Source organism: Streptomyces sp. PKA51, from assembly GCF_057552455.1.
On the sequence record NZ_BAAJPZ010000002.1, the window covers coordinates 197,274 to 221,625 of the forward strand.

24 protein-coding genes and 1 riboswitch are annotated in these 24,352 nt (G+C 74.1%); of the genes, 14 read left to right on the forward strand and 10 right to left on the reverse strand.

What is annotated here, in order from left to right:
- Positions 1-20 precede the first annotated feature (20 nt).
- A riboswitch (cobalamin riboswitch) is annotated at positions 21-152 on the reverse strand.
- A 107-nt stretch (positions 153-259) separates the two neighbouring features.
- Genes AC27L3_RS03300 through AC27L3_RS03310 form a run of 3 tightly spaced genes read left to right on the forward strand, consistent with a single transcriptional unit; the run spans position 260 to position 3,683 of the window.
- Positions 260-1,531 (forward strand): cobalamin biosynthesis protein CobG, encoded by a 1,272-nt coding sequence (locus AC27L3_RS03300; RefSeq protein ID WP_487232471.1) that lies wholly within the window; start codon positions 260-262, stop codon positions 1,529-1,531.
- Positions 1,528-2,178: a precorrin-8X methylmutase gene (locus AC27L3_RS03305; RefSeq protein WP_487232472.1), complete on the forward strand. Its 651-nt coding sequence runs from the start codon at positions 1,528-1,530 to the stop codon at positions 2,176-2,178. Before AC27L3_RS03300 ends, AC27L3_RS03305 begins: the two co-directional genes overlap by 4 nt.
- A complete protein-coding gene (locus tag AC27L3_RS03310; RefSeq protein WP_487232473.1) occupies positions 2,175-3,683 on the forward strand; it encodes a precorrin-2 C(20)-methyltransferase in 1,509 nt (502 codons plus the stop codon). The genes AC27L3_RS03305 and AC27L3_RS03310 overlap by 4 nt, the downstream gene beginning before the upstream one ends.
- Positions 3,684-3,686: 3 nt before the next feature.
- Here the strand turns inward: AC27L3_RS03310 and AC27L3_RS03315 are convergent, their stop codons facing one another.
- From AC27L3_RS03315 to tsaD, 4 genes are all read right to left on the reverse strand, one after another.
- Positions 3,687-3,956, reverse strand: coding sequence for a hypothetical protein (locus AC27L3_RS03315; RefSeq protein ID WP_487232474.1), 270 nt, complete (start codon positions 3,954-3,956; stop codon positions 3,687-3,689).
- The gene (locus AC27L3_RS03320; RefSeq protein ID WP_487232475.1) at positions 3,949-4,308 is read right to left on the reverse strand and encodes a hypothetical protein; all 360 of its coding nucleotides are present in this window, start codon (positions 4,306-4,308) and stop codon (positions 3,949-3,951) included. Before AC27L3_RS03320 ends, AC27L3_RS03315 begins: the two co-directional genes overlap by 8 nt.
- 42 nt (positions 4,309-4,350) lie before the next feature.
- Positions 4,351-6,999 (reverse strand): alanine--tRNA ligase, encoded by a 2,649-nt coding sequence (alaS, locus tag AC27L3_RS03325; RefSeq protein ID WP_487232476.1) that lies wholly within the window; start codon positions 6,997-6,999, stop codon positions 4,351-4,353.
- 105 nt (positions 7,000-7,104) lie between these two features.
- On the reverse strand, positions 7,105-8,160 hold the full coding sequence (tsaD, locus tag AC27L3_RS03330) for a tRNA (adenosine(37)-N6)-threonylcarbamoyltransferase complex transferase subunit TsaD (RefSeq protein WP_487232798.1): 1,056 nt from the start codon (positions 8,158-8,160) through the stop codon (positions 7,105-7,107).
- Between the two features lie 197 nt (positions 8,161-8,357).
- Between tsaD and AC27L3_RS03335 the strand changes: the two genes are divergently transcribed.
- The 4 genes from AC27L3_RS03335 to AC27L3_RS03350 all read left to right on the forward strand — a co-directional run bounded on the left by AC27L3_RS03335 (position 8,358) and on the right by AC27L3_RS03350 (position 12,927).
- Positions 8,358-9,896 carry an RICIN domain-containing protein gene (locus tag AC27L3_RS03335; protein ID WP_487232477.1) on the forward strand — a complete coding sequence of 513 codons (1,539 nt, stop codon included), beginning with the start codon at positions 8,358-8,360 and terminating at the stop codon, positions 9,894-9,896.
- A gap of 144 nt (positions 9,897-10,040) precedes the next feature.
- Positions 10,041-11,294, forward strand: coding sequence for a precorrin-6y C5,15-methyltransferase (decarboxylating) subunit CbiE (gene cbiE / locus AC27L3_RS03340; RefSeq protein WP_487232478.1), 1,254 nt, complete (start codon positions 10,041-10,043; stop codon positions 11,292-11,294).
- On the forward strand, positions 11,291-12,058 hold the full coding sequence (gene cobM, locus AC27L3_RS03345) for a precorrin-4 C(11)-methyltransferase (protein WP_487232479.1): 768 nt from the start codon (positions 11,291-11,293) through the stop codon (positions 12,056-12,058). The genes cbiE and cobM overlap by 4 nt, the downstream gene beginning before the upstream one ends.
- A gap of 47 nt (positions 12,059-12,105) precedes the next feature.
- The gene (locus AC27L3_RS03350) at positions 12,106-12,927 is read left to right on the forward strand and encodes a MerR family transcriptional regulator (protein ID WP_487232480.1); all 822 of its coding nucleotides are present in this window, start codon (positions 12,106-12,108) and stop codon (positions 12,925-12,927) included.
- A gap of 7 nt (positions 12,928-12,934) precedes the next feature.
- On the opposite strand, the gene AC27L3_RS03355 is transcribed toward AC27L3_RS03350, so the two are convergent.
- Positions 12,935-14,077: a cobalt-precorrin-5B (C(1))-methyltransferase gene (locus tag AC27L3_RS03355; protein WP_487232481.1), complete on the reverse strand. Its 1,143-nt coding sequence runs from the start codon at positions 14,075-14,077 to the stop codon at positions 12,935-12,937.
- Between the two features lie 60 nt (positions 14,078-14,137).
- On the opposite strand from AC27L3_RS03355, the gene AC27L3_RS03360 reads away from it, so the two are divergent.
- Entirely contained in the window at positions 14,138-14,893 is a 756-nt protein-coding gene (locus AC27L3_RS03360; protein ID WP_487232482.1) for a cobalt-precorrin-6A reductase, read from the forward strand.
- A 3-nt stretch (positions 14,894-14,896) separates the two neighbouring features.
- On the opposite strand, the gene AC27L3_RS03365 is transcribed toward AC27L3_RS03360, so the two are convergent.
- Entirely contained in the window at positions 14,897-16,405 is a 1,509-nt protein-coding gene (locus tag AC27L3_RS03365) for an SDR family NAD(P)-dependent oxidoreductase (protein WP_487232483.1), read from the reverse strand.
- Positions 16,406-16,617: 212 nt separating this feature from the next.
- On the opposite strand from AC27L3_RS03365, the gene AC27L3_RS03370 reads away from it, so the two are divergent.
- On the forward strand, positions 16,618-16,860 hold the full coding sequence (locus AC27L3_RS03370) for a chaplin (protein ID WP_487232484.1): 243 nt from the start codon (positions 16,618-16,620) through the stop codon (positions 16,858-16,860).
- A gap of 70 nt (positions 16,861-16,930) precedes the next feature.
- Here AC27L3_RS03370 and AC27L3_RS03375 read toward each other — a convergent pair whose 3' ends face one another.
- A complete protein-coding gene (locus tag AC27L3_RS03375; protein ID WP_487232485.1) occupies positions 16,931-17,125 on the reverse strand; it encodes a hypothetical protein in 195 nt (64 codons plus the stop codon).
- A gap of 32 nt (positions 17,126-17,157) precedes the next feature.
- Positions 17,158-17,946: a sigma-70 family RNA polymerase sigma factor gene (locus AC27L3_RS03380; protein ID WP_487232486.1), complete on the reverse strand. Its 789-nt coding sequence runs from the start codon at positions 17,944-17,946 to the stop codon at positions 17,158-17,160.
- Between the two features lie 324 nt (positions 17,947-18,270).
- On the opposite strand from AC27L3_RS03380, the gene rbsK reads away from it, so the two are divergent.
- Positions 18,271-19,191 (forward strand): ribokinase, encoded by a 921-nt coding sequence (gene rbsK, locus AC27L3_RS03385; RefSeq protein ID WP_487232487.1) that lies wholly within the window; start codon positions 18,271-18,273, stop codon positions 19,189-19,191.
- A gap of 210 nt (positions 19,192-19,401) precedes the next feature.
- On the opposite strand, the gene AC27L3_RS03390 is transcribed toward rbsK, so the two are convergent.
- Positions 19,402-20,250, reverse strand: coding sequence for an AfsR/SARP family transcriptional regulator (locus AC27L3_RS03390; RefSeq protein ID WP_487232488.1), 849 nt, complete (start codon positions 20,248-20,250; stop codon positions 19,402-19,404).
- Positions 20,251-20,801: 551 nt separating this feature from the next.
- Here AC27L3_RS03390 and AC27L3_RS03395 point away from each other — a divergent pair.
- Genes AC27L3_RS03395 through AC27L3_RS03410 form a run of 4 tightly spaced genes read left to right on the forward strand, consistent with a single transcriptional unit; the run spans position 20,802 to position 23,829 of the window.
- Positions 20,802-21,260 carry a helix-turn-helix domain-containing protein gene (locus tag AC27L3_RS03395; protein ID WP_344436268.1) on the forward strand — a complete coding sequence of 153 codons (459 nt, stop codon included), beginning with the start codon at positions 20,802-20,804 and terminating at the stop codon, positions 21,258-21,260.
- A gap of 28 nt (positions 21,261-21,288) precedes the next feature.
- Positions 21,289-21,804, forward strand: coding sequence for a M48 family metalloprotease (locus AC27L3_RS03400; protein WP_344436267.1), 516 nt, complete (start codon positions 21,289-21,291; stop codon positions 21,802-21,804).
- Between the two features lie 5 nt (positions 21,805-21,809).
- Complete coding sequence (locus AC27L3_RS03405) at positions 21,810-23,030, forward strand: MAB_1171c family putative transporter (protein ID WP_487232799.1); 1,221 nt, start codon at positions 21,810-21,812, stop codon at positions 23,028-23,030.
- Positions 23,031-23,085: 55 nt separating this feature from the next.
- Entirely contained in the window at positions 23,086-23,829 is a 744-nt protein-coding gene (locus tag AC27L3_RS03410; RefSeq protein ID WP_487232489.1) for an alpha/beta hydrolase family protein, read from the forward strand.
- A gap of 28 nt (positions 23,830-23,857) precedes the next feature.
- Here the strand turns inward: AC27L3_RS03410 and panD are convergent, their stop codons facing one another.
- Entirely contained in the window at positions 23,858-24,274 is a 417-nt protein-coding gene (panD, locus tag AC27L3_RS03415; RefSeq protein ID WP_344436263.1) for an aspartate 1-decarboxylase, read from the reverse strand.
- Positions 24,275-24,352 lie beyond the last annotated feature (78 nt).

Below are 24,352 nucleotides of genomic sequence, written 5' to 3' on the forward strand. Positions count from 1 at the left end.
GGGTCCGCGCCCCGGGCGGTGGGAGGACGGCGGGAGTTCCTGACTTCCCACGGAGTACTCGTCGTACTCGGCCGTGGTCACAGTGGCGGGACCGTGCCGGAATCGCACCGGCTTCCTCCCCTGTCGCCGTCGCTGGCGCAGCCATAGTAGCGAGGCGGGGTGGTTTCGGCCCGTCCGGCTTCGAGGAGGCCGCGCGCAGCGCGGTTCGGGGCCCGGGGGCGGAGCCCCGCAGGCCGCAACCCGTCGGTATGCTCCCCGCATGCCCGCCCTGCCCGCTCGTGACCGCGCCGACGCCTGTCCCGGCGCCCTGCGTCTGCACGCCGCGGACGACGGGGCGCTCGCCCGGGTGCGGCTGCCCGGCGGGCTGCTGACGGCGCACCAGGCCGCCGCGCTGGCGGACGCCGCCGAGGCGCTCGGGGACGGCCACCTCGACCTCACCTCCCGCGGCAACGTCCAGTTGCGCGGCCTCTCGGACGCCTGCGGTGCCGGCCTGGCGGCCCGGTTGCGCGCCGCGGGCCTGCTGCCGTCCGACCGTCACGACCGCATCCGCAACGTCGCGGCCTCCCCTCTCGGCGACGGCCGCGTCCGGCAGTGGGTCCGGGAACTGGACCGTCTGCTGTGCTCGGGCGAACCGGACCTTGCCGACCTCTCCGGTCGTTTCCTCTTCGGACTGGACGACGGGCGCGGCGACATCGTCGCCCTCTCCCCCGATGTGACGTTGATCGCAAGCGCCGGCGGTGCCCTGCTCTGCCTCGGCCCCGCCGGCCCCGGCCTGCGCATTGCCGACCGGGACGCCCCGCGGGCCGCGGCCCTGGCGGCCGCCGCCTTCCTCGCCGCGCAGCGCGCGAGCGGTACGCGCGCCTGGCGGCTGCGCGAGCTTCCGCCCGAACACCGGCCCTCGGCCGACGAATTGGCCGGGCGTCTGGACGCCGCCGGCATCCCGTCCTCCCCCGCCACCGTCGCGGTCGCCCCCGGCGCCCCGCCCGAGCCGGGCGTGGTCCCCGGCCCCGGCGGCCGGCCTGCGCTGTCGGTGGCCGCCCCGCTGGGCCGGCTGACCACCGACCGGTGGCGGCTGCTCGCCGGCCTCGCCGAGCAGTACGGCGACGGCGGGCTGCGTGTGACACCCTGGCGCGGCGTCATCGTCCCGGGCCTCGCGCCCGGTACGGATCCGCAGCTGCCGGCCGCCCTGGCCGAGGAGGCCGGGCTGGTCACGTCCGCGGCGTCCGCCTGGCACCGCGCGGGGGCCTGCGCGGGCCGCCCGGGCTGTGCGAAGGCGCTCGCCGACGTGCGCGCCGACGCGGCCGCCGCGCTCGCGCCCGTACGCCCTGGTGGCTCGGGGGCGTTGCCGGTGTACTGGTCCGGGTGCGAACGGCGCTGCGGGCACCCCGGCGGCCGCTGGGTCGACGTGCTGGCGACGGGCGAGGGGGCCTACGAGGTCACCGTGCGCGACGGCCTGCGGGAGGCACCGCCGGTGACGGTGCCGGCGGCAGAACTGGCCGGCGCGGTGGCGGCGGCCCGTACCACGACATGAACGAGGGCAACGAGGGCACAGTGTTCGACTACGACAAGGACGGCGCGTCCATCTACCGCCAGTCCTTCGCCACCATCCGTGCCGAGGCGGACCTCGGCGGGCTGCCGACGGACGTCGCCAGGGTCGCGGTCCGCATGATCCACGCCTGCGGGATGACCGATCTCGTCCGCGACCTCTCCTACTCCCCGCAGGTGGTGGCGGCGGCGCGCGAGGCACTGTGCGCCGGTGCACCGATCCTGTGCGACGCCAACATGGTCGCCTCCGGCGTCACCCGCAAGCGGCTCCCGGCGGACAACGAGGTGCTGTGCACCCTGACCGACCCGGCCGTGCCCGATCTCGCCGCCCGCATGGGCACCACGCGCAGTGCCGCCGCGCTGGAGCTGTGGCGCGAGAAGCTGGGCGGCGCGGTGGTGGCCGTCGGCAACGCGCCGACGGCCCTGTTCCGGCTGCTGGAGATGGTGGCCGAGGGCGCGCCGCGCCCGGCGGCGGTGCTGGGCATCCCGGTCGGCTTCATCGGCGCGGCCGAGTCCAAGGACGCCCTGGCCGCCAACGACCTGGGGCTGGAGTACCTGGTGGTGCGGGGGCGGCGCGGCGGCAGCGCCATGGCCGCGGCCGCGATCAACGCGATAGCGAGCGAGGAAGAGTGAGCGAGAAGCCCAGCACGACCGGCCGGCTCTACGGGGTGGGGCTCGGCCCGGGCGACCCCTCGCTGATGACCCTGCGGGCCGTCGAGTGCATCACCGAGGCGGACGTGGTCGCGTACCACAGCGCCCGGCACGGCCGCAGCATCGCCCGCTCCATCGCCGAACGCCACCTGCGCCCCGGCCACATCGAGGAGCCGCTGGTCTACCCGGTGACGACCGAGACCACCGACCATCCCGGCGGCTACCGCGGCGCGATGGAGGAGTTCTACGAGGAGGCCGCGGCCCGGCTGGCCGCCCATCTCGACGCCGGGCGCACCGTGGCCGTTCTCGCCGAGGGCGACCCGCTCTTCTACAGCTCGTACATGCACATGCACAAGCGCCTCGCCGACCGCTACCCGACCGAGGTGGTGCCGGGCGTCACCTCCGTCAGCGCCGCGGCGGCCCGCCTGGGCGAGCCGCTGGTGGAGGGCGAGGAAGTGCTGACGATCCTGCCGGGCACGCTGCCCGAGGAGGAACTGACCGCCCGCCTGGCCGCCACCGACTCGGCGGTCGTCATGAAGCTCGGCCGCACCTTCCCGGCCGTGCGCGGCGCACTCGAGCGCTCGGGCCGGCTGGCGGAGGCCCGGTACGTGGAGCGGGCGACGATGCCGGGCGAGCGCACCGGCCGCCTGGCCGACGTCGACCCGGAGTCGGTGCCGTACTTCTCGGTGGCCGTGCTGCCGAGCCGCGTGGACGCACCCCCCGTCGCGGACGGCGGGGAGGTGGTCGTCGTCGGCCTCGGCCCGGCGGGCCCGCAGTGGCTCACCCCGGAGGCCCGCGGCGCACTGGCGGCCGCGCAGGACATCGTCGGCTACAGCACGTACGTGGACCGGGTGCCGGTGCGCCCGGGGCAGCAGCGCCACGCCTCCGACAACAAGGTCGAGTCCGAGCGCGCCGAGTTCGCCCTCGACCTCGCCCGCCAGGGCCGGCGGGTGGCCGTGGTCTCCTCCGGCGACCCGGGCGTCTTCGCGATGGCGACGGCCGTCCTGGAGGTGGCCTGCGAGGGCCCCTACCGCGATGTGCCCGTCCGCGTCGTCCCCGGCATGACCGCGGCCCACGCCGCGGCCTCCCGCGCCGGCGCCCCGCTCGGCCACGACTACGCGGTCGTCTCCCTCTCCGACCGCCTCAAGCCGTGGGAGGTCATCGCCCAGCGCCTGCACGCCGCGGCCGCTGCGGACCTGGTCCTCGCCCTGTACAACCCCGGCTCGCGCAGCCGCGTATGGCAGGTGGGCAAGGCCCGCGACCTGCTCCTGGAACACCGCACGCCCGACACCCCGGTGGTCATGGCCCGCGACGTGGGCGGCCCGACGGAGCGCGTGCGCATCGTCTCCCTCGGGGAGCTCGACCCGGCGGAGGTCGACATGCGCACGCTCCTGATCGTCGGCTCGACCCAGACGCGCCGGGTACGGCGCGGTGCGGACGGCACGGAAGAGATCGTCTGGACGCCGCGCCGGTACCCGGAGGGGTGATGTTCAGCAGCCGAGAAACGTGACTTGGCGGATGTAGACGCGCTGATGCCGGGGAATGACCTGGTATACGAACATCCCCAGGGCGTCGACGGTCTCTTCCTGCATACGGGGCGAAGCACCGGTGTACTTCGCCCCGTCGAGGTAGAGCGCCGCGGCGGCGCGCACGAGCTCGTCGGCCCGTTCCTCGACCTTCGCGATGAAGGCAAGGTTGTCGATGCCGCCGACGACGTACTCGGAGTCCGGGTCGTATTCCCATCCCCAGGCGTCAGCCATGGGCTACCGCGGCCCGGGCCTCGTCACGGACGGCCATGCACGCGTCCATGGCCTCACGCCACTGCGGATCCTCACGGTCCAGCGTGTTCGCCGCATCCAGGGCGGCACGGTAGCGGGCGGCCAGGGCGGGCCGGCGCTCGATCTCGATCTCGGTTGCCCACTTGATCTGGAAGGCCCTGATCGGGGTGAACGAGGCGTGCTGCGTGGCCGCCGTGAACGCCGAGTCACGGTCCGCCTGGAACTCCGCGAGCCGCGAGGAGGCGACCCGCGCCAGTGCGGCCCGAAGGGCAGGGAAGGTCATCTCGGGCCGCGGAATCAGTTCGGCTGGTTCCTCGACGTGCTCTGCGGTCACGTGGTTCTCCGTCCTTCCGGCGCTCTGCGAACCGTACCGCCCTCACTCCTGCCCGAGCAGGCCCATCACCCCATCCAGCGTCGTCCCCAGCGCCTCCGCCGGTACGCCGCCTCCCTGGGCCACCTCCGCCGTGCCGCCGCCGCGGCCGGCCAGGAGGGACTTCACCAGCGTCGCGGCCGACAGGCCGGCCGCCGTTGCCGCGCCGTTGAGGGCGATGGTCAGGGTCGCGCGGCCGCCGTCCGGCGTTGCGCCGATCGCCGCGAGACCCGGGCGGGACGCCGGCAGGCGGTCGCGGACCGCCAGGGCCAGGGCGCGGGCGTCGCCGTCCGTCGTGGCGGTGACGACGAGCGTGCCGTGCACGTCGGTGGCCGCGGCGGCGAGTTCCGTGGCACGGGCGAGGGCCGCGCGCCGGCGGAGGTCCTCGGCGCGCTGGTCGGCGGCCTTGAGCCGCTCCAGCAGGCCGGCCACGCGCTCGGGCAGCTGGGCGCGGGGGGCCTGGAGCTGTTCGGCGAGGCGGGTGACCAGGTCGCGTTCGCGGGCGAGGTAGCCGAAGCCCTCGAAGCCGACCGCGGCTTCCAGGCGGCGCATGCCGGCGCCGACGGAGGTTTCCGAGGTCAGGGCGAGGAGCCCGATCTGCGCGGCGTGGTCGACGTGGGTGCCGCCGCACAGTTCGCGGGACCAGGCGCCGCCGATCTCCACGACCCGCACCTGTTCGCCGTACGTCTCGCCGAAGAGGGCGAGGGCGCCGAGTTCCTTGGCCTCGGGCAGGGGCATCCAGCGCACGTCGACCGGCAGGTCGCGGCGCAGGGCGCGGTTGGCGGCCTCCTCGATCTCGCTGCGGGCGGCGGGGCCGAGGGCGCCGCGCCAGGGGAAGTCCAGGCGCAGGTAGCCGGGTCGGTTGTAGGAGCCGGACTGCAGGGCGGTGGGGCCGAGGACCTGGCGCAACGCGGCGTGCAGCACGTGGGTGCCGGAGTGGGCCTGCCGGGCGCCCAGGCGCCATTCGGGGTCGACGGCGGCCCGTACGGTGTCGCCCACCGCGAGTTCGCCGGAGGTCACCCGCACCTGGTGCACCACCAGTCCGGGCAGGGGCCGCTGGACGTCGAGCACCTCGGCTTCGACCGATGCCCCGGTCAGGGCGCCGGCGTCGCTGTCCTGGCCGCCGGACTCGGCATAGAAGGGGGTGCGGTCCAGGACGACGGAGGCGATCCCTCCGGTGGCCAGGGACGGCAGCGGGCCGGTGGGTCCGAGCACGGCGAGCACGCGGGAGTCGGTCGTCAGCGTGTCGTAGGCCCGCCAGTCGGTCGGCCCGTGCGCGTCGAGGACGGTGCGCAGGGCGCCGGTGTCGAGGGCGCCGCCGGACTTGCGGGCGCGGGCGTCGGCGCGGGCGCGCTCGCGCTGCTCGGCCATGAGGGCGGTGAAGCCCTCGCGGTCGACCTCGACGCCCTGTTCCTCGGCCATCTCCAGGGTGAGGTCGATGGGGAAGCCGTAGGTGTCGTGCAGGAGGAACGCCTTGGGGCCGGGCAGCAGGTGACCGCCCGCGGCCTTGACCTCGGCCACGGCCGTGTCCAGCACGGTCGTGCCCTGGCGCAGCGTGGCGCGGAAGGCGTCCTCCTCGGCGTACGCCTGCTGGGAGATGCGGGCGAAGTCCTCGGCGACCTCGGGGTAGCTCGCCGCCATGCAGTCGCGGGCGGCCGGCAGCAGTTCGGGCAGGGCCGGGTCCTCGTACCCGAGCAGGCGGACCGAGCGCACGGCGCGGCGCAGGATGCGGCGCAGGACGTAGCCGCGGCCCTCGTTGCCGGGCGCGGTGCCGTCGGCGAGCAGCATCAGGGCGGTGCGGACGTGGTCGGCGACCACGCGCAGCCGTACGTCGGCCCGGTGGTCGGCGCCGTAGCGCACGCCGGTGAGGGCAGCGGCGCGGTCGAGGACCGGCCGGGTCTCGTCGATCTCGTAGAAGCTGCCGGCGCCCTGGAGCAGGGTGGCCATGCGCTCCAGGCCCATGCCGGTGTCGATGTTGCGGCGGGGCAGTTCGCCGAGGATCGGGTAGCCGGTCTTGCCGGGGCCCTCGCCGCGCTCGTACTGCATGAAGACGAGGTTCCAGAACTCCATGTAGCGGTCCTCGTCGACCGCCGGGCCGCCCGCGCGCCCGTGGGCCGGGCCGCGGTCGTAGTACAGCTCGGAGCAGGGGCCGCAGGGGCCGGGCACGCCCATGGACCAGAAGTTGTCCTCGTCGCCGCGGCGCACGATGCGCTCCTCGGGCAGCCCCGCCACGCGCCGCCAGATCGCCGCGGCCTCGTCGTCGGAGTGGTGGACGGTGACCCAGATGCGCTCGGGGTCGAGCCCGTAGCCGCCGTCGGCGACGGGGGAGGTGGACAGCTCCCAGGCGTGGGAGACGGCCTCCTCCTTGAAGTAGTCGCCGAAGGAGAAATTGCCGTTCATCTGGAAGAACGAGCCGTGCCGCGTGGTCTTGCCGACCTCCTCGATGTCGAGGGTGCGCACGCACTTCTGCACGCTGGTCGCGCGCGGCCACGGCGGCGCCGCCTCACCGGTGAGGTACGGCTTGAAGGGCACCATGCCCGCGTTGACGAACAGCAGGGTCGGGTCGGGCGTGGGCAGCGGGGCGCTGGGGACGACGGTGTGGCCGCGCGCGGCGAAGAAGTCGAGGAAGCGGCTGCGGATGTCGGCGGTGCGCAAGGTGCCCTCCAGGGCTCTCGACAGGGGCGGTTCGTCGGGCGGTTCGTCGGGCGACGCGCCGGGCCGGGCGTCGGGCCGGGCGTCGGGCCGGGCGTCGGCCGGGTGTCAGGCGGCGCGGGCGCCGCCGGCGGTGGGGTGGAGCGTGGCGTACTCCAGGGGCGCGGACGGGTCGATCGACACGTCGAGCGGCGCGGGCTCGACCCCCGCACGCACCAGCAGGTCGCCGACGGCGGCGATCATCGCGCCGTTGTCGGTGCACAGGCGCAGCGGCGGCACGCGCAGCTCGATGCCCGCAGCATCGCAGCGTTCCCGGGCCAGGGCCCGCACCCGGGAGTTCGCGGCCACGCCGCCGACCACGACGAGCGTGCCGACGCCGTGGTCGGTGCAGGCGCGCACGGCCTTGCGGGTGAGGACGTCGGCGACGGCCTCCTGCAGGGAGGCGGCGCCGTCGGCCACCGGCAGCGGCCGGCCGGCGGCGCGGTGCTGCTCGGCCCAGCGCGCGGCGGCGGTCTTCAGGCCGGAGAAGGAGAAGCCGTAACGGTCGTCGCGGGGGCCGGTCAGCGGCCGGGGGAAGGCGACGGCGCCCGGGTCGCCCTCGCGGGCCGCCCGGTCGACGGCGGGCCCGCCGGGGTAGGGCAGGCCGAAGACGCGGGCGACCTTGTCGAAGCACTCGCCGGCCGCGTCGTCGAGGGTGTCGCCCAGGTGCACGATCGGGTCGCGGGCGAGGTCCCGTACGAGGAGCAGGGAGGTGTGGCCGCCGGAGACGATCAGCACCATGCAGGGGTTGGGCAGCGGGCCGTGTTCGAGGGTGTCGGCGGCGACGTGCCCGGCGAGGTGGTGCACGCCGTACAGCGGTACGTCGAGCGAGTAGGCCAGGGACTTGGCGGCGGCGACGCCGACCTGCAACGCGCCGGACAGGCCGGGGCCGGTGGTCACGGCGACGGCGTCGATGTCGCGCAGGGTCAGCCCGGCGTCGTCGAGGGCGGCCCGGACGACGGGGTTGGCCGCGTGCACGTGCGCCCGCGCGGCGATCTCCGGGACGACGCCGCCGTAGCGCGCGTGCTCGTCCATGCTGGACGCCACCGCGTGGCCCAGCAGCCGCCCGTCGCTGACGAGACCGGCGCCGGTCTCGTCGCAGGACGACTCGATACCCAGCACCACCGGTGAACGCCTCACGGCCACGCCTCCGCCTTCTGCCATGAATATGTAAGTGCACATTGTATGCAATAAGAGACTGCCGGCCCTCCCCCATGGCCCCCTCCCCTCCGGCCCTTCCCGTGCTTCATCGCGATTTCATCGGCCCGTGCACACTCCCGGAGTGACGACCGGCGATTCACGGACTCACCACGGAAGGTCACATGCCTGGACACCCCAAGGGCCTCAGACGCATCGGACGCCTCATATCGGCCCCGATCCTCGCCCTGCTCATGCTCACCTCCGGCGTTGTCGCCACCGCCACCGCGGCGCAGGCCGCGGGCACCGATGCCTGGACGTTCACCAATACCGACGGCACCCTCAACGCGACGGGCAACAACGACGGAAACCAGATCTCCGTCACCCCCGACGGCACCAACTACCGGAACTGGCGCCTGATCAAGCTCGGCGCCCCCGGCACGTTCAACATCGCCAGCACCTCCTCCGGGAAGTGCATCTACGCCACCCAGCCCGCCGTTCAGCAGTCCTGCGGCAAGGACGGCGAGCAGTGGAACTTCCGCCCCGTGGACGGCAAGCCCAACACCTTCGGCATCGTCCGCCGCGACGACCGCAACGGCACCGAATGGTGCATGGACAACCGGGGCGGCCTCCACCTGTGGGGCATCCTCGCCCAGCCCAACATCTGCAACGGCAGCGCGAGCCAGGAGTGGACGGTCCCCGCGTCGAAGGCGGCCGAGGCGCGGCAGCTCGCCCTCGACTTCTACGCCGACCTGTGCTCCAAGAAGACCGCCACCTGCTCGTGGACGCAGAAGTCCGAAGGGCAGCCCGAGGTCCTGCCGCGCCAGCCCGCCTCGTCGGTCTGGTTCAACGACACCAGCGGCCCCATGAAGCAGGTCTTCACCACGATCTACCACTCCGGCTGGGAGCAGTCGTACTCCGCGGGCCTGTCGACCTCCGTCGGCGTCTCCACCCCGGTCCAGGCGATGATCTCCAGCCAGCTCACCGCGACGCAGACCTACCAGTCCGACGAGACCACGGTGAACGGCATCGCGATCGACGTCCCGGCCAAGAACTACGGATGGGTCGACTTCGCCGCCGTCGGCAAGAAGGTCACCGGCACCTGGACCTTCGACACCGACAACCAGCCGTGGACCGCGGATGCGACCGTGACCGTGCCCGTCATCAACTCGGCGGCCGGCTCCACGATGTACGTCGCCCGCACCAGCGCGACCCCGCCGGGCACCGTCACCGGCGGCCCGGACGTCAAGCCCACCGCTCTCGCGAAGACCGCGAAGGACACCGTGGACGTGCCCGAAGGGGCCAGGCTGAGCGCCGACAAGGGCGGTGTCCTCATCAGCGACGCCAATGGCAACACGATCGCAACGGTGCGGCCCGGCACCGTCACGGACACCAACGGCACGACCCACAAGGTCAGTCTCGCGGTGGACGGCAACGTCGTCACCCAGACCATCGAAGGCGTCACCGGCGACACCGTCACCGGCACGATCTCGCCCCCGACGTACTCCCTGGGCAGCGGTGCCTCGGTGAAGTCCTTGACGGCCGCGCCCGCTTCCGCCGGCAGCGACGAGCACGACAAGTGCATGGCCAAGAAAATCGGCACCAGCATCGTCACCGGAGGTCTCAGGGGCGCCCTGACGGGCGGCCCCGAAGGAGCCGCCATCGGCATGCTCACCGGTGCGTTCACGGGCATCGCCAAGGGCGTCGTGCTCTGCCCGAAGTAAGCCGGCCGCCTGAACGACCCGCGTCCCCCCTGCCGCCGACCGGCAGGGGGGCCTTTGCGTCCTCGTCCCCGCAGGTCAGTAGAGTTCCCGTGCCCCTGATCGTCCGATCACCCGATCGCCGCCGGATTTTCGAGGTACGCCGCCGTGAGCCAAGCCCCCGCCCCCGTGACGGTCGTCGGCATCGGCGCGGACGGCTGGCAGGGCCTGGCCCCCCTCTCGCAGCAGGCGCTGCGCGAGGCGGAGGTCCTGATCGGCGGTCCGCGACAGCTCGACCTGCTGCCGGCCGGCGAGTGCACCGGCGAGCGGGTGGCCTGGCCCTCGCCGCTGCGCCCCGCCGTCCCGGGGCTGCTGGCCGAGCACGCGGGCCGCCGGGTCTGCGTCCTGGCCAGCGGCGACCCCATGTTCTTCGGCATCGGCCGCACCCTGGCCGAGGTGCTCGGCGGCACCGAGGGGCTGCGCGTGCTGCCGCACCCCTCCTCCGTCTCCCACGCCTGCGCCCGCCTCGGCTGGCCCCTGGAGGAGACGGAGGTCGTCAGCGCCGTGGGCCGGCCGCTGGCCGCGCTCGCCGCGGCGCTGCACGACGGCCGCCGGCTGCTGCTGCTCAGTGCCGGCGCCGGCACGCCGGCCGAGGTGGCGCACCTGCTGTGCGAGCGCGGCTTCGGGCCGAGCCGGCTGACGGTTCTCGAACAACTGGGCGGCGACGGCGAACGCCGTACGGAGGGTACGGCCGAGGACTGGCCCCACCCGCCCGGTGACGCCCTCAACGTCGTCGCCGTCGAGTGCCGGCGCGCCCCCGGCGCACCCCGGCTCGGGCTCACCCCCGGCCTGCCCGACGACGCCTTCGCCCATGACGGCCAGCTGACCAAGCGCCACGTACGGGCCGCCACGCTCGCCGCCCTCGCCCCCGCCCCCGGCGAACTGCTGTGGGACGTCGGCGGCGGCTCCGGCTCCATCGCCGTCGAATGGATGCGCGCCCACCGCTCCTGCCGTGCCGTCGGCATCGAGCGCGATCCGGTACGCGCCGAGCGCATCAGCCGCAACGCCGACACGCTCGGCGTCCCGGGGCTGCGCGTGGTCACCGGCGCCGCCCCCGCCGCGCTCGCCGGGCTGCCCACGCCCGACGCCGTCTTCATCGGCGGTGGCCTGACCGCGCCCGGGCTGCTCCAGGCGTGCTGGGACGCCCTGCCCGCCGGCGGCCGGCTCGTCGCCAACACCGTCACCCTGGAGTCCGAGGCGCTCCTGGCCGCCTGGTACCGCCGGCACGGCGGCGACCTCGTCCGCCTGGCCGTCGCCCACGCCGTCGGGGTCGGCGGGTTCACCGGCTGGCGGCAGGCGATGCCGGTCACCCAGTGGGCGGTCGTCAAGTCCGCCCCGAACGAAGGAGAGTCCCCCGCATGACCGTGTACTTCATCGGTGCCGGCCCCGGCGCCGCGGACCTCATCACACTGCGCGGCGCCCGGCTGCTCGCCCGCTGCGGGGTGTGCCTGTACGCCGGCAGCCTCGTGCCGCCGGAGCTGCTCGCCGAGTGCCCGCCGGACGCCCGGCTCGTCGACACCGCCCGCCTCGACCTGGACGCCATCACGGCCGAGTTCGTCCGGGCGCACGAGGCCGGGCAGGACGTCGCCCGCCTGCACTCCGGCGACCCGTCGGTCTACAGCGCCGTCGCCGAGCAGATGCGCCGCCTGGACGCCGCCGGCATCCCGTACGAGATCGTGCCCGGCGTGCCCGCCTTCGCCGCGGCCGCGGCCGCGCTCGGCCGTGAGCTGACGGTACCCACCGTGGGCCAGACCGTCGTCCTCACCCGCGTCGCCCAGCGCGCCACCCCGATGCCGCCCGGCGAGGACCTCGCCACCCTCGCCCGCAGCGGCGCCCTGCTCGTGATCCACCTGGCCGCCCGGCACGCCGACCGCGTCGTCGCCGAGCTGCTGCCGCACTACGGGCCCGACTGCCCCGCCGCCGTCGTCGCCATGGCCAGCCGCCCGGACGAGATCGTGCTGCGCGGCACCCTGGCCGGCATCGCCGACCAGGTACGGGCGGCGGGCGTCGTGCGCACGGCGGTCATCCTGGTGGGGCGCACCCTGGCGGCCGAGCAGTTCCCCGACAGCTTCCTGTACTCCACCGAACGCGACCGCGACACCTGCGGCCGTACCGTCCAGCCCTGATCGGTGCTTGACCCTCACACCGTGTCAGGGAGTGCAGTGGTCCCACCATGTTCACCATCGGAGATTTCGCCCGCCACGGCCGGGTGTCCGTGCGCATGCTGCGCCACTACGACACCCTGGGACTGCTGCGCCCCGCCCGGACCGACCCGCACAGCGGCTACCGGTACTACGCGGCAGGCCAGCTTTCCCGCCTCAACCGCATCATCGCCCTCAAGGACCTCGGTTTCACCCTGCAGCAGGTGCTGACGATCGTCGACGAGGAAGTCGGCGCCGAGGAACTGCGCGGCATGCTGCGGCTGCGCCGGGCCGAACTGGCCGCCGCCGTCGACGCGGCCACGGCCCGGCTCGGCCAGGTCGAGGCGAGGCTCCGCACCATCGAGAGCGAGGGTCACATGAGCCACGACGACGTGGTCGTCAAGAGCGTGCCCGCGGTACGGGTCGCCGAACTGAGCGCCCCGGCCGCGAGCTACGGGCCGCACGACATCTCCCCCGTGGCCGGGCCGCTCTTCGCCGAGCTGTGCCGCCGCCTGGAGGCGGCCGGCATCGCGGCGACGGGCCCGGGCATCGCCCTCTACGAGGACGCACCCGACGGCGGGGGGATCATCGTGCGCGCCGCGATGCCGGTGGCACCGGGCACCCGGGGCGACGGCTTCACCGTCACCGACCTGCCGGCCCTGCCCGAGGCGGCCACGATCGTCCACCACGGCCTGATGGACCACTGCCTGCCCACCGTCCAGACGCTGGCCCGCTGGATCGACGCCCACGGCTACCGCTCGGTGGGCTACGCGCGCGAGCTGTACCTGGAGTACGACCCGGCCGACCCAGCGCGCTGCGTGACCGAACTCCAGGAACCGGTCACGCGGAACTGACCCGTCCTCAGCCGTCGCGCGGGCCCCTGGCGTCCGCGCGGCCCACGATCGTGCCCGCGCGGTCGATGCACAGGACGTCGACCGCGACCGGCGCCCCGCGCAGCACCCCCAGTGCCTCCTCGCGCGCCGCCGCGGCCACCAGGTCGCCCAGCGGCACGCCCCGCGCCGCGCACAGCTGCAGGGCCTCCAGGCCCGTGTTGGCGCCGGTCACCGCCGCGGCCAGCGCCTCGTCGGCGCCGCCGTGGCGGGCGAGTTCCGCCAGGAACTCCTTGTTCACCTGCGAGCGCGACGAATGCAGGTCCAGGTGCCCGGCCGCCAGCTTCGACAACTTGGCGAACCCGCCGGCGATCGTCAGCCGGTCCACCGGGTGCCGGCGGATGTACTTCAGCACCGCCCCCGCGAAGTCCCCCATGTCCAGCAGGGCGTCCTCCGGCAGCCCGTGCACCGCCACCGCGACCTTCTCCGACGTCGACCCCGTGCATCCCGCCACGTGCCGGCGGCCCGCGGCCCGGGCGACGTCCACGCCGCGGCGGATGCTGTCGATCCACGCCGAACACGAATACGGGACGACGATGCCGGTCGTGCCCAGGATGGAGATGCCGCCCAGGATGCCCAGGCGGGGGTTCCACGTCGAGCGGGCGATCTCCTCGCCGTGGTCGACCGACACCTCGATCTCCACGTCGCCCGTACCGCCGTGCCGCGCCGCCACCTCGGCGACGTGGTCGCGCATCATCGAACGCGGCACGGGGTTGATGGCCGGCTCGCCGACCTCCAGCGGCAGCCCCGGCCGGGTCACCGTGCCCACGCCCGGACCGGCCCGGAAGACCACCCCCGAACCGGGCGGCAGCAGCCGCACCGTGGCACGCACCAGCGCGCCGTGCGTGACGTCCGGGTCGTCGCCGGCGTCCTTGACTATCCCCGCCATCGCACTGCGGCCGTCCGCCTCCAGCCGCTCGGCAGCCAGCGCGAAGGCCGGCGTCTGGCCCTTGGGCAGGGTGATGCCCACCGGGTCCGGGAAGTCGCCGGTCAGCAACGCGGTGTACGCGGCCGTGGTGGCCGCCGTGGCGCAGGCGCCCGTCGTCCAGCCGTGCCGCATACCGGTGTGCTGCAACTGCGCGGAACGCCCGCCGGCGGACGCGGGGGCACTCATGAACGACCCCGCACGTACGCTGGGGCGACGCGTGGACACCGACGGAAGGACGACCCCGCCGTGAGCGGCGACGAGCGCCACATCCTCATCCTGGGCGGCACCACCGAGGCCCGCCGCCTGGCGGCCGCACTCGCCGCCGCCCCCGCCCTGCGCGTCACCAGCTCGCTGGCCGGACGCGTCGCCGCACCCCGGCTCCCGGCGGGGGAGGTACGGATCGGGGGCTTCGGCGGCCCCGAGGGCCTCGCCCACTGGCTGCGCGAGCAGCACGTCTCCGCGCTCATCGACGCCACCCATCCCTTCGCCGGCACGATCAGTTTCAACGCGGCCCGGGCCGCCGCCGCAACCGGCGTACCCCTGCTGGCCCTGCGCCGCCCCGGCTGGACGGCGCAGCCGGGCGACGACTGGCACGACGTCGCCTCCCTGGCCGACGCGGCCCGGACCCTGCAGGCCATGGGCGAGCGGGTGTTCCTGACCACGGGCCGGATGGGCCTGGGCGCCTTCGCGCACCTTGAGGATAAGTGGTTCCTCCTCCGCTCCGTGGACGCCCCCGGGCCCCCGATGCCGCCACGCACCGAGATCCTCCTGGACCGGGGCCCCTTCACCCTCGATGGAGAACGCGAACTCCTCGCCCGCCACGCGATCGACGTCCTGGTGACGAAGGACAGCGGCGCGACGGCGACGGCCCCGAAACTGACGGCGGCCCGCGAGGCGGGCATCCCGGTCGTCATGGTCCGCCGCCCGCCGGTGCCGGAGGGCATCCCGGTCAGCCGCGACCCGGCGGGGGCGGTGGAGTGGGTGCGCGAAACCCTGGGGTGAGGTCTACCAGTTGGACTTGCGGTAGTCCTTCAGGAAGCACCGGTACAGGTCCTCGCCCTCCTCGCCGCGCACGATCGGGTCGTAGACGCGGGCCGCGCCGTCGATGAGGTCGAGGGGGGCGTGGAAGCCCTCGGCGGCCAGGCGGAGCTTGTCGTAGTGGGGGCGCTCGTCGGTGATCCAGCCGGTGTCGACCGAGGTCATGAGGATCTTGTCGGTCTCGAACATCTCCTGGCCGCTGGTCCGGGTCACCATGTTCATCGCGGCCTTGGCGGCGTTGGTGTTCGGATGCCCCGCGCCCTTGTAACCGCGGCTGAAGACGCCCTCCATGGCGGAGACGTTGACGACGTACGCGCGACCGCTGGCCGCCCGCCGGGCCGCCTCGGCCATCGCCGGGCGCAGCGCGCTGATCAGGATGAACGGCGAGGTGTAGTTGCACAGCTGGGTTTCGAGCAGCTCCACCGGGGAGATCTGGTCGATGGTCTGCACCCAGGTGTTGGTCTCGACGACGTCCGGCAGCAGGCCGCCGGCGTCGATGGCGGTGCCGTCGAGGTGGCGTTCGAGGCTGGCGTTGCCCGCGACCAGGGCGAGGTCGGCGACCTTCTGGGCGTCCAGGCCGCTCGCGCCCAGCGGCAGCGCCGCCAGGCCGTCGACCGCGCCGGAGTTGAACGCGCCGATGACGTGGTGGGCGGGCAGCTCGCCGGCGGGCAGCGGGGCGCCCTCGCCCTCGACCAGTGCGGCGTAGGCGCTGGGCAGCCGGCGCACGGTCTGGGTGGCGTTGTTGATCAGGATGTCCAGCGGGCCGGCCTCGGCGACCTGCTCGGCGAGCGCGACGGCCTGGGCCGGGTCGCGCAGGTCGATGCCGACGATCTCCAGGCGGTGCATCCAGTCCGCCGAGTCCTCCATCGCCTTGAAGCGGCGGATGGCGTCCTTGGGGAAGCGGGTGGTGATCGTGGTGTGGGCACCGTCACGCAGCAGCCGCAGGGCGATGTACATGCCGATCTTGGCCCGGCCGCCGGTGAGCAGCGCGCGCTTGCCCGCGAGGTCGGCGCGGGCGTCGCGCTTGGCCCGGTTCTCGGTCGCGCAGCTCGGGCAGAGCTGGTGGTAGAAGTAGTCGACCTCGACGTACCGCGTCTTGCAGACGTAGCAGGAGCGCGGGCGCTGGAGGATCCCGGCGATCCGGCCGGCCTCGGTGATCGAGGACGGCAGGATGCCCTCGGTCTCGTCGTCGATCCGGGCGGCGGAGCCGGTGGCGGTGGCCTCGGTGACCTTGCGGTCGTTGGCGGTCTTGGCGGCGCGGCGCTCCTGGCGGCGGCGCTGCTTGACCGTGCGGTAGATGCCGGAGGTGGCGCGCCGGACGGTGATCGCGTCGGGGTGGTCCACCGGCAGCGCGTCGAGCTCCTCCAGCACGGCGAGGCAGACGGCCATGCGCTGGGGGTCTATGCCCGGGGTGGTGGGGTGTTCCGTGTCCGACAGGTGGCCCGCACCGTCGTTCTTCTCTTCAGTGACGGTCATGACCGCTGTCGTTTCCCAGTCCGCTTGTCCGAAAAATCTCCCAGGAAACTGTACGCAGGAGGGCCCGGCAAGTCCAAACCCGATTCCGGACCATTACATCGGACTTATTGATCTTTCCGGGTTAATTGCATGCAGTCGGTCCCTTTTTCGTCCAACTCCTACTGAAACGGCGGCCACAATTGCCTCTCAACACCCCTTAGAAAGGTTTAGCCATGTCGCGTATCGCCAAGGCAGCCGTCCTGACCGCCGCCGTCGGCACCGCCGTGACCGGCGTGGCCGGCGTCGCCTCCGCCGACTCCGGCGCGCAGGGTGCGGCTGTGGGCTCCCCAGGCGTCGTCTCGGGCAACGTCATCCAGGTCCCGGTCCACGTTCCCATCAACCTCTGCGGGAACTCGATCGACATCATCATCGGCCTGCTGAACCCGACCTTCGGCAACACCTGCATCGCCGGCTGACCGTCGGCCGACGCAACACCCCCAGCGCGCGTCACAGCCGGACGCGTACCGCGCGGGGGCGGGGTCGCAGTCAGCCGCCGGACCCCTCCTTCGCGCGCTTGTGGCGCCCATCCCCCTCCTGATGGGCGCCACTGCCGTTTCCGCCCTCGCCGTCCTCGTCGTCACCGGGGCCCCGGCGGTCGCCGCACGAGGCGCCGGGCAGGTCGGGGACGTCGACGAGCGGTGGCAGGTCGGGGGTGAGGTGGGTGTGGTGGGAGGTGGTCATCGTGTGCCTGCTCTTCCGTGACGGTCCGCTGCTCAGGCCGCCGCCAGCAGCTGGCGGCGCAGGCGTGCGCAGGTGCGGCTGAGAATGCGGGAGATCTGCATCTGGGAGACGCCCAGGCGGGCGCCGATCTGTTTCTGGGTGAGGTTGCCGAAGAACCGCCAGTACAGGACGTAGCGCTCGCGCTCGGAGAGCGTGTCCAGCAGCGGTTTGAGGGCCTGGCGGTCGATGACCAGTTCCAGTGCCCGGTCGGCGCGGCCGAGGGTGTCGGCGAGCGGCAGCTCGTCGGTGCCGGCGACGGGGTGGTCGAGCGAGAGGGTGTGGTGGACGCCGTCGGCGTCCAGGCCGCGCCGCACCTCGTCCTCGGTGAGGCCGGTCTCCGTCACGAGGCGGGCCGTGGTGATCTCGGTGCCGGTGCCGTCCTGTTCGAGACGGGTGCGCGCGGCCCGTACGGCGGCCCGCAGCTCCTGGTCGCGGCGCGGGATGTGCAGGGCCCACACGTGGTCGCGGACGTGGCGTTTGAGCTCGCCGCTGATGGTGGGGATGGCGAAGGATTCGAAGGCGTAGCCGAGCCGGGGGTCGAAGCGGTCGACGGCGTGGACGAGGGCGAGGGCGGCCACCTGCCGCAGGTCCGCGGGGCTCTCGCCGCACTTGCGGAAGCGCAGGCTGACGCGTTCGGCCATGGGCAGCCAGGCGGCGATCACCTCGTGCCGCAGCCGGTCGCGTTCGGGACCGGGAGGCATGGTGATCAGGCGCAGGAAGACACCGTCGGTGTCGGGGGCGTCGCGGTGGCGCCCGCGCGGTCGCAGTGGTGTGTCAGCCATGGTCACACTCGTCCCCTCGCTCGTGCGTCAAGGAGTGCCTGCCGGCCGGGACCCCGTCTCGGGGTGCGGTTCGCCCTCGCCCTTCGCCCGGTGGCGGGTGGCGGCGGGGCCGGGCCGGCCGGTGTCGGCCACGGTCGTCTCAGCATGACCCCGGTCGGACACGTTCGCGACTCGGAGCTGCGTTTTCCTCACGCACAGCTACGCTCCTGGGAACGCCGACGCCTGTGCGTGACGGCCGTCACCTGAATGCCACATCGGCGATGCGGGCAGGCTGGCGATGGCCCGGTCGATCGGGCCGGCCGGGAGCGGCAGGATGGAGGAACAGTGCCTGGTTACGACGTACTGGTGGTGGGCTCCGCCAACGCCGACCTGACGGTGCGGGTGGACCGGCGGCCCGGGCCCGGCGAGACCGTCACCGGCGGCGACCTCGTCGAGTCGGCGGGCGGCAAGGGCGCCAACCAGGCGGCCGCGGCGGCCCGGCTGGGCGCCCGCACGGCCCTGCTGGCCCGGGTCGGCGACGACGCCTACGGGCAGCTGCTGCTGGACGCCCAGCGCCGGGCCGGTACGGACGTGCAGCACGTCCTGGTCGAGCGCGGGGCGCGCACCGGCACCGCGACGATCGTCGTCGGGCCGGACGGCGACAACGCCATCGTGGTCTCCCCGGGCGCCAACGCCCGCCTGTCCCCCGCCGACGTGACGGCGGCCCGCGCCCTGGTGGCCGCGTCGGCCGTGGTCTCGCTGCAACTGGAGGTGCCGGAGCGGACGGTGCGGGCCGCGGCCGCGCTGGCGGCGCAGGAAGGTGCGCGGGTGGTGTTCAACCCCTCGCCGGCGCCGGCATCCGTCGACGAGCAGGTGCTGGCGGTGGCCGATCCGCTGGTCGTCAACGAGCACGAGGCGCGGCAACTGGCGCAGGGCGCGGGGAAGACGGCCGAGGAGTGGGCCGCGGCGCTGCGGCATCGCGGGGCCCGGTCGGTGGTCGTGACGCTGGGCGCCGAGGGCGCGCTGGTGCTGGGGTCCGACGGCCGCACGCTGCGGGTGCCGGGCGTACCGGCCGAGGTGGTCGACACGACGGGGGCGGGGGACGCGTTCACCGGGGCGCTCGCGGTACGGCTGGCGGGCGGTGCGTCGCTGCAGGAGGCGGCCCGGTTCGCGGTACGGGTGGGGGCGGTGGCCGTGACCCGGCCGGGTGCGCAGCCGTCGTACCCGACGGCGCGGGAGCTGGATCGGCAGCCCCCGGCGGGCTGAGCGGTGGCCGCGGCGTCGCGTCGTCCGACCGGGCCGGAGCGGGGCGCCCCGCCAGGGGCGCGGGGAACTGCGCGATCAGCCCCAGGCGGCCTGCAGCCGGCATGCGACCGAAGCACCCCGTCAGCGGGCACGTCGTGGCTTGTCGCGCAGTTCCCCGCGCCCCTAGCGGGGCGCCGTGGTGGCGCGTGGCGGAGACCCGCCGGGCACGGCCTAGCGGCCGCGGTCGGGGGCCGAGCCGCGGATGCGGCCGGGCTGGCGGGGGATCAGGTCGAGCAGGGGCGGCGTGCCGGGCGGCGGTGCCGGCAGGGCGGCCTCCAGGCCGGCCCGGCGGAAGGCGCGCTGGGCGGCGGCCAGGTGGCGGCCGGCCCGGACCGTGCGGTGGAAGGTCTCGCACAGGCGGCCCAGCGCCAGGTTGGCCTCGGCCGCCGGCAGCGGGTCCTCGAGTGCTTCGGCCGCGCACAGGGCGGCCTGGAACGTGGTCTCGGCCTCGTCGACGAAGCCGGCCTCGAACTGGCTCTCCCCCACGCCCAGCAGGGCCCGGCAGGTCTCGGTGCGCCGGGCGGCGAGGTCGGCGGCCGCCGTCTCCGTGGCGGGGCCGCCGACGCCGTCCAGGGCCGGTCCGCGCCACAGGGCGAGCGCGCGGATGTACAAGGTGGCGGCCTCCTCGAACTCCTCCTGTGCCGCGGCCTCTTCGGCGGCGGCGACCAGGGCCTCGAAGGCGCAGACGTCGTCGTGGATGCCGCTGCGCCCGGGGAGCAGCCGGTAGCCGGGCCGGGTGGCGACGATGAGCGGGCCGGTGTGGCCGGCGTCGCGGAAGGCCTTGCGCAGGGCCAGGACCGAGCGGGTGAGGGCGGCGCGCGCGGCCAGCGGCGGCCGGTCGCCCCACACGGCGTCGATCAGGGTGCGCACCGGGACGACGCGTCCGCGGGCGAGGACGAGCAGGGCCAAAACGACGCGCTGCCTGCGCCCGGTGACGGTGACGGGTCGTCCGCCGACGCGGGCGGCGACCGGGCCCAGCAGGGCGAAGTCGACGGCTGCGGCACGTACGGCGGCGGTCATGGCCGCCTCCCGGCGGCGAGTGGCCGCGGGTGGCCGGGCCGCCTGTGTGAGCGGCAGGCCGCCCGGCCGGATGTCCGCCCCGGCCGCCGGGGCGGGCACGGCTGACCCGCGACTTCTCCCGGCCTGACCGCGTTCCGCTCATCCCCCCGTAGACGAGCGGCTCGCGGCCGGCCGGTGGGGCCGGTGGCCCGCCTGGTGGCACGGTGCTCCCACGGCTGCACGACCGTCATGAGCACACCCCCTCCAGCAGGACCTCCGGCCGCCGGCGGATCGCGCACTCGGACGGCGCGGGTGTCTGGAAGCCCGCTCCGTCCAACTGACGTGGATCGCTCCTGGGAGCCGCGTCCAACACCAGTCGATCCGTCGACACCCAGGACGCTAGGCAGCGAGCCCACGGCCTGTCAACCGGGATTGTTCGGCGGACCGGCGGCGCCGGCTCCACGGGGCCGGCGCGGGCGGCGCCCACCGGGTCGTCGCGACGGGTACGCACGGCCGTATGGACCTCTCCCGGCACCCGTAAGCTAGATTGACCGCGGGAGGGAGGTGCGATCATGAACGACTCCGACGCCACGGCCGAGTCCGCGGAGAACACCCTGGCCGACAAGCTCAACCACCTCTTCAGGACGGTGGTACCGGCCGGCCGGGAGCCGTACACCACGGAAGAAGTGGCACGCGAGATCACCGCTGGAGGCGTGCCCATTTCCGGCAGTTACATCTGGCTGCTGCGCAAGGGGCAGCGCAACAATCCGACACTTCGTCACGTCGAGGCACTGGCGAAATTCTTCGGCGTACCTCCGGCCTATTTCTTCGACGACCAGGTGACGGAGGCCGTCAACGCCGACCTCCGGCTGCTGGTGGCTCTGCGGGACACCCAGGTGCAGCGCGTCGCACTCCGCGCGGCCGGGCTGTCCCCCGAGAGCCTGCACTCGATCAATGAAGTGATCGAGCGTGTCCGCGAGTTGGAAGGCCTTCCGACGAACCGGACGAGTCCCCCGGAAAGAAGCGCCTAGTTACGGGAATCCCGTGAATTTCAAGAGGTTGCACCAGCGAAGTCTGGAGCTGGTTCGCGGCCTGGACATTCCATCGCCGTTCGACGTCTGGGAACTGTGCCGCCGGGTTGCCGACCGGCATGGTCGTCCCATTCACCTGGAGGCCGTCCGGCTCCCCGCCGACGGGCCCTGCGGATTGTGGATATCCGCACCGGATGTCGACTACATCTTCTACGAACGCGATACCAGTCCGCTGCACCAGGAACACATCATCGCCCATGAACTGGGCCACGTCGTCTGCGGGCACAAGGAGAACGCCGTCATGGGCGCGGAGACCGCCCGGCTCCTGCTGCCCAACCTGGATCCCCGCATGGTCCAGGGCGTCCTGCAGCGCACGTACTACACCTCGGCCGAGGAACAGGAGGCCGAGATGGTCGCGTCGCTGATCCTCCAGGAGGCCAACCGCAAGCCCCTGGAACGCAACTGGAGCGTGCCCAGCGAGGCGGCCGCCACCGTCGAGCGGCTCGACCGCTCGCTGCGCGGCACGCACCAGGACGAGGGGTGAGCGGTATGGTCACCGTCCTGCACTCCCTCGGAGCCCTGGCCGCCTGGTGCGGCCTTTTCTATAAAGTACGTGCCCTGCGAAAGGATCCGCGGGATCCGGCACTGCTCGCCCTGTGCGCGGTTTTCGCGCTGTCCGGTATGAGTTTCTTCGTCTCGCTGCCCCCGGTGTGGGTCCAGGTCGACCGGATCACGGGCGTGCCGAACATGGCGGCCGTGCTGGCGCAGTCCTGTGTGCTCTCGCTCGTCTTCGGCCAGCAGGTGGTCCTGACGTACTGGGCCCGTCCGCCGCAGGAGGCGCGGCGGGTGGCGCGGTGGCAACTGGGCACGTGCGCGGCCGCGGTGGCGGCGCTGATCACGTTGTTCTGTCTGCTGACGCCCACCGACCAGAGGGTGAAGGACTTCACGCTCTATTACGTGCACGACCCCTATTACGTCGCGTACCTCTCCTTGTACATCGCCGTCTATCTGGTGGGCGAGGCGAACGTATGCCGGGTCTGTTGGCGGTACGCGAAGGTCGCCGGGCGCACCTGGCTGCGGCGCGGACTGCGGGTGACGGCGGCCGGGGCGTTCATCTGCCTGGGCTACGGCGCCGTGCGGGCCGGGAACGTCCTGGGCACGGTCTTCCATTTCGACCTGCGTGCCTGGGAGGACTTCGCCTGGCTGTGCGGCGACGTGGGTTCGGCGCTGACCCTGGTGGGCTGGACGCTGCCGGGGTGGGGGCCGCGGGTGGCCGCGGTGGGCAACTGGCTGCGCGCCTACCGCCGCCACCGGCGGCTGTACCCGCTGTGGGCCGCGCTCCACGGGGCCGTGCCCACGATCGCCCTCACGCCGCCGCGCGGCGCCCTGGCCGACCGGCTGGCGTTCGGGCAGCTGGAGTTCCGGCTCTACCGGCGGGTCATCGAGATCCGCGACGGGCAGCTGGCCCTGCGGGCGTTCGCCGGCCCGGACGAGGAGGAGCGGGCCGACCGCGAGGGCCGGGCCGCCGGGCTGAGCGGTGAGGCGCTGCGCGCCCACATCGAGGCGGTGCGCACCCGCAGCGCGCTGGAACGCCGGGCACAGGGCCGGGCGGCCGGGGTCGTCCGGGCGGAGGAGGACGCGGGGCGCGCGGCGCGCACCGACCTGGCGGCGGAGACGGAGTGGCTGGTGCGGGTGGCCACCGCGTTCGCCGCGCTGCCGCGCGTCCCGCCGCAGCCGGCCGGCGAGGGCGTACCTGCGCAAAGGGTGTGAGCGGGGACGGTTGATACGGTCCTTCACGACCATCAGATCAGCAGGAAGGGCCGCCGTGACCGTACGTTCCGATGTGCACTACGAGTTCGCCACCGCAGACAACGGCAAGCTCGTCGACATCCTCCGGCCCGCGGTGGGCGGCGAGAAGCTGCCCACCGCCCTGCTCTGGCACGGCATAACCCCCGACGAACGCCACCTGCTGCGGCCGTTGGCCGAGGCGGTGGCGGCCCTGGGGCTGCTGGTCCTGGTGCCCGACTGGCGTTCGGACGAGCCGGACGGCGGCCGGGCGCACCTGCTGGGTTCGCTGGAGTTCGCCCGGACCCGCGCGGCGGCGCTCGGCGGGGATCCGGAGCGGATGGTGGTGGCCGGCTGGTCGGCGGGCGCCCCCGCGGCGCTGGGCCTGGCCCTGCGCCCGGAGGTGACCGGCGGCTGGCGGCCGGTCGCCGTGGTGGGCATCGCCTCCCGCTACGACCTGCCCGCCCGCACGACGGGGGTCGCGCCGCTGACGGACCTCGCGGGCCAGGGCCCCGGCCTGCCGCTGCCGGTGCCGGTGAGCCTGGTGCACGGCACCGCGGACCCGCTGATGGACGTGGCCTGCTCCCGGCGACTGCGCGACGCGCTGTCGGCGGGCCGCTGGCCGGCCTCGCTGGAGGAGGTGGACGCCGACCACGCCGGTCCGGTCATGGCCGCGTACGACCCGGCGACGGACCGCTGCCTGCCGAGCACGGACCCGCGGGTGCTGGCGGCCGGCGCGCTGACCGCCCGGGCGATCGCCCGGGCGGCGGGTGTGGCCGTCTGACGGGCGGCCGCGGCGGCGGGGCGGGCGGTCAGCCCGCCACGCGGTCGCCGCGCAGCAGCCCGGAGCCCTCGGGCACGGCGGCGGGGTCGCCGCCGAGGTCGGCGACGGCGTTGTGCTCGTCGACGAAGACGACCCGGGGGGTGAAGGTGCGGGCCTCGGCGTCGTCCATGGTGCCGTAGGCGATGAGGATGACCAGGTCGCCGGGGCTGATCAGGCGGGCGGCGGCGCCGTTGATGCCGATGACGCCCGAGCCGCGGGGACCGGCGATGACGTAGGTCGACAGCCGCGCCCCGTTGTTGATGTCGACGATGTCGACCTTCTCGCCGGGCAGCAGGTCGGCGGCGTCCATCAGGTCGGCGTCGACGGTCACCGATCCCACGTAGTGCAGGTCGGCCTGCGTCACCGTGGCGCGGTGGATCTTGGACTTCATCATGGTGCGGTACATCGGCACTCCGGGATTCTCGGCTCCCTGCCTGCGTTGGTGCAGGTCAAGGGCGCTTCCCACTATACGGCCCGGACCTGC

Bases quoted from the DNA above. Each gene is read 5' to 3' on its own strand.
- AC27L3_RS03390 (WP_487232488.1), bottom strand. From the start codon at position 20,250: ATGACCGCCGCCGTACGTGCCGCAGCCGTCGACTTCGCCCTGCTGGGC.
- AC27L3_RS03405 (WP_487232799.1), top strand. From the start codon at position 21,810: ATGGTCACCGTCCTGCACTCCCTCGGAGCCCTGGCCGCCTGGTGCGGC.
- AC27L3_RS03375 (WP_487232485.1), bottom strand. From the start codon at position 17,125: ATGACCACCTCCCACCACACCCACCTCACCCCCGACCTGCCACCGCTC.
- cobM (WP_487232479.1), top strand. From the start codon at position 11,291: ATGACCGTGTACTTCATCGGTGCCGGCCCCGGCGCCGCGGACCTCATC.
- AC27L3_RS03380 (WP_487232486.1), bottom strand. From the start codon at position 17,946: ATGGCTGACACACCACTGCGACCGCGCGGGCGCCACCGCGACGCCCCC.
- AC27L3_RS03370 (WP_487232484.1), top strand. From the start codon at position 16,618: ATGTCGCGTATCGCCAAGGCAGCCGTCCTGACCGCCGCCGTCGGCACC.
- AC27L3_RS03350 (WP_487232480.1), top strand. From the start codon at position 12,106: ATGTTCACCATCGGAGATTTCGCCCGCCACGGCCGGGTGTCCGTGCGC.
- AC27L3_RS03315 (WP_487232474.1), bottom strand. From the start codon at position 3,956: ATGGCTGACGCCTGGGGATGGGAATACGACCCGGACTCCGAGTACGTC.
- AC27L3_RS03355 (WP_487232481.1), bottom strand. From the start codon at position 14,077: ATGAGTGCCCCCGCGTCCGCCGGCGGGCGTTCCGCGCAGTTGCAGCAC.
- AC27L3_RS03365 (WP_487232483.1), bottom strand. From the start codon at position 16,405: ATGACCGTCACTGAAGAGAAGAACGACGGTGCGGGCCACCTGTCGGAC.
- AC27L3_RS03300 (WP_487232471.1), top strand. From the start codon at position 260: ATGCCCGCCCTGCCCGCTCGTGACCGCGCCGACGCCTGTCCCGGCGCC.
- panD (WP_344436263.1), bottom strand. From the start codon at position 24,274: ATGTACCGCACCATGATGAAGTCCAAGATCCACCGCGCCACGGTGACG.
- AC27L3_RS03335 (WP_487232477.1), top strand. From the start codon at position 8,358: ATGCCTGGACACCCCAAGGGCCTCAGACGCATCGGACGCCTCATATCG.
- AC27L3_RS03305 (WP_487232472.1), top strand. From the start codon at position 1,528: ATGAACGAGGGCAACGAGGGCACAGTGTTCGACTACGACAAGGACGGC.
- AC27L3_RS03395 (WP_344436268.1), top strand. From the start codon at position 20,802: ATGAACGACTCCGACGCCACGGCCGAGTCCGCGGAGAACACCCTGGCC.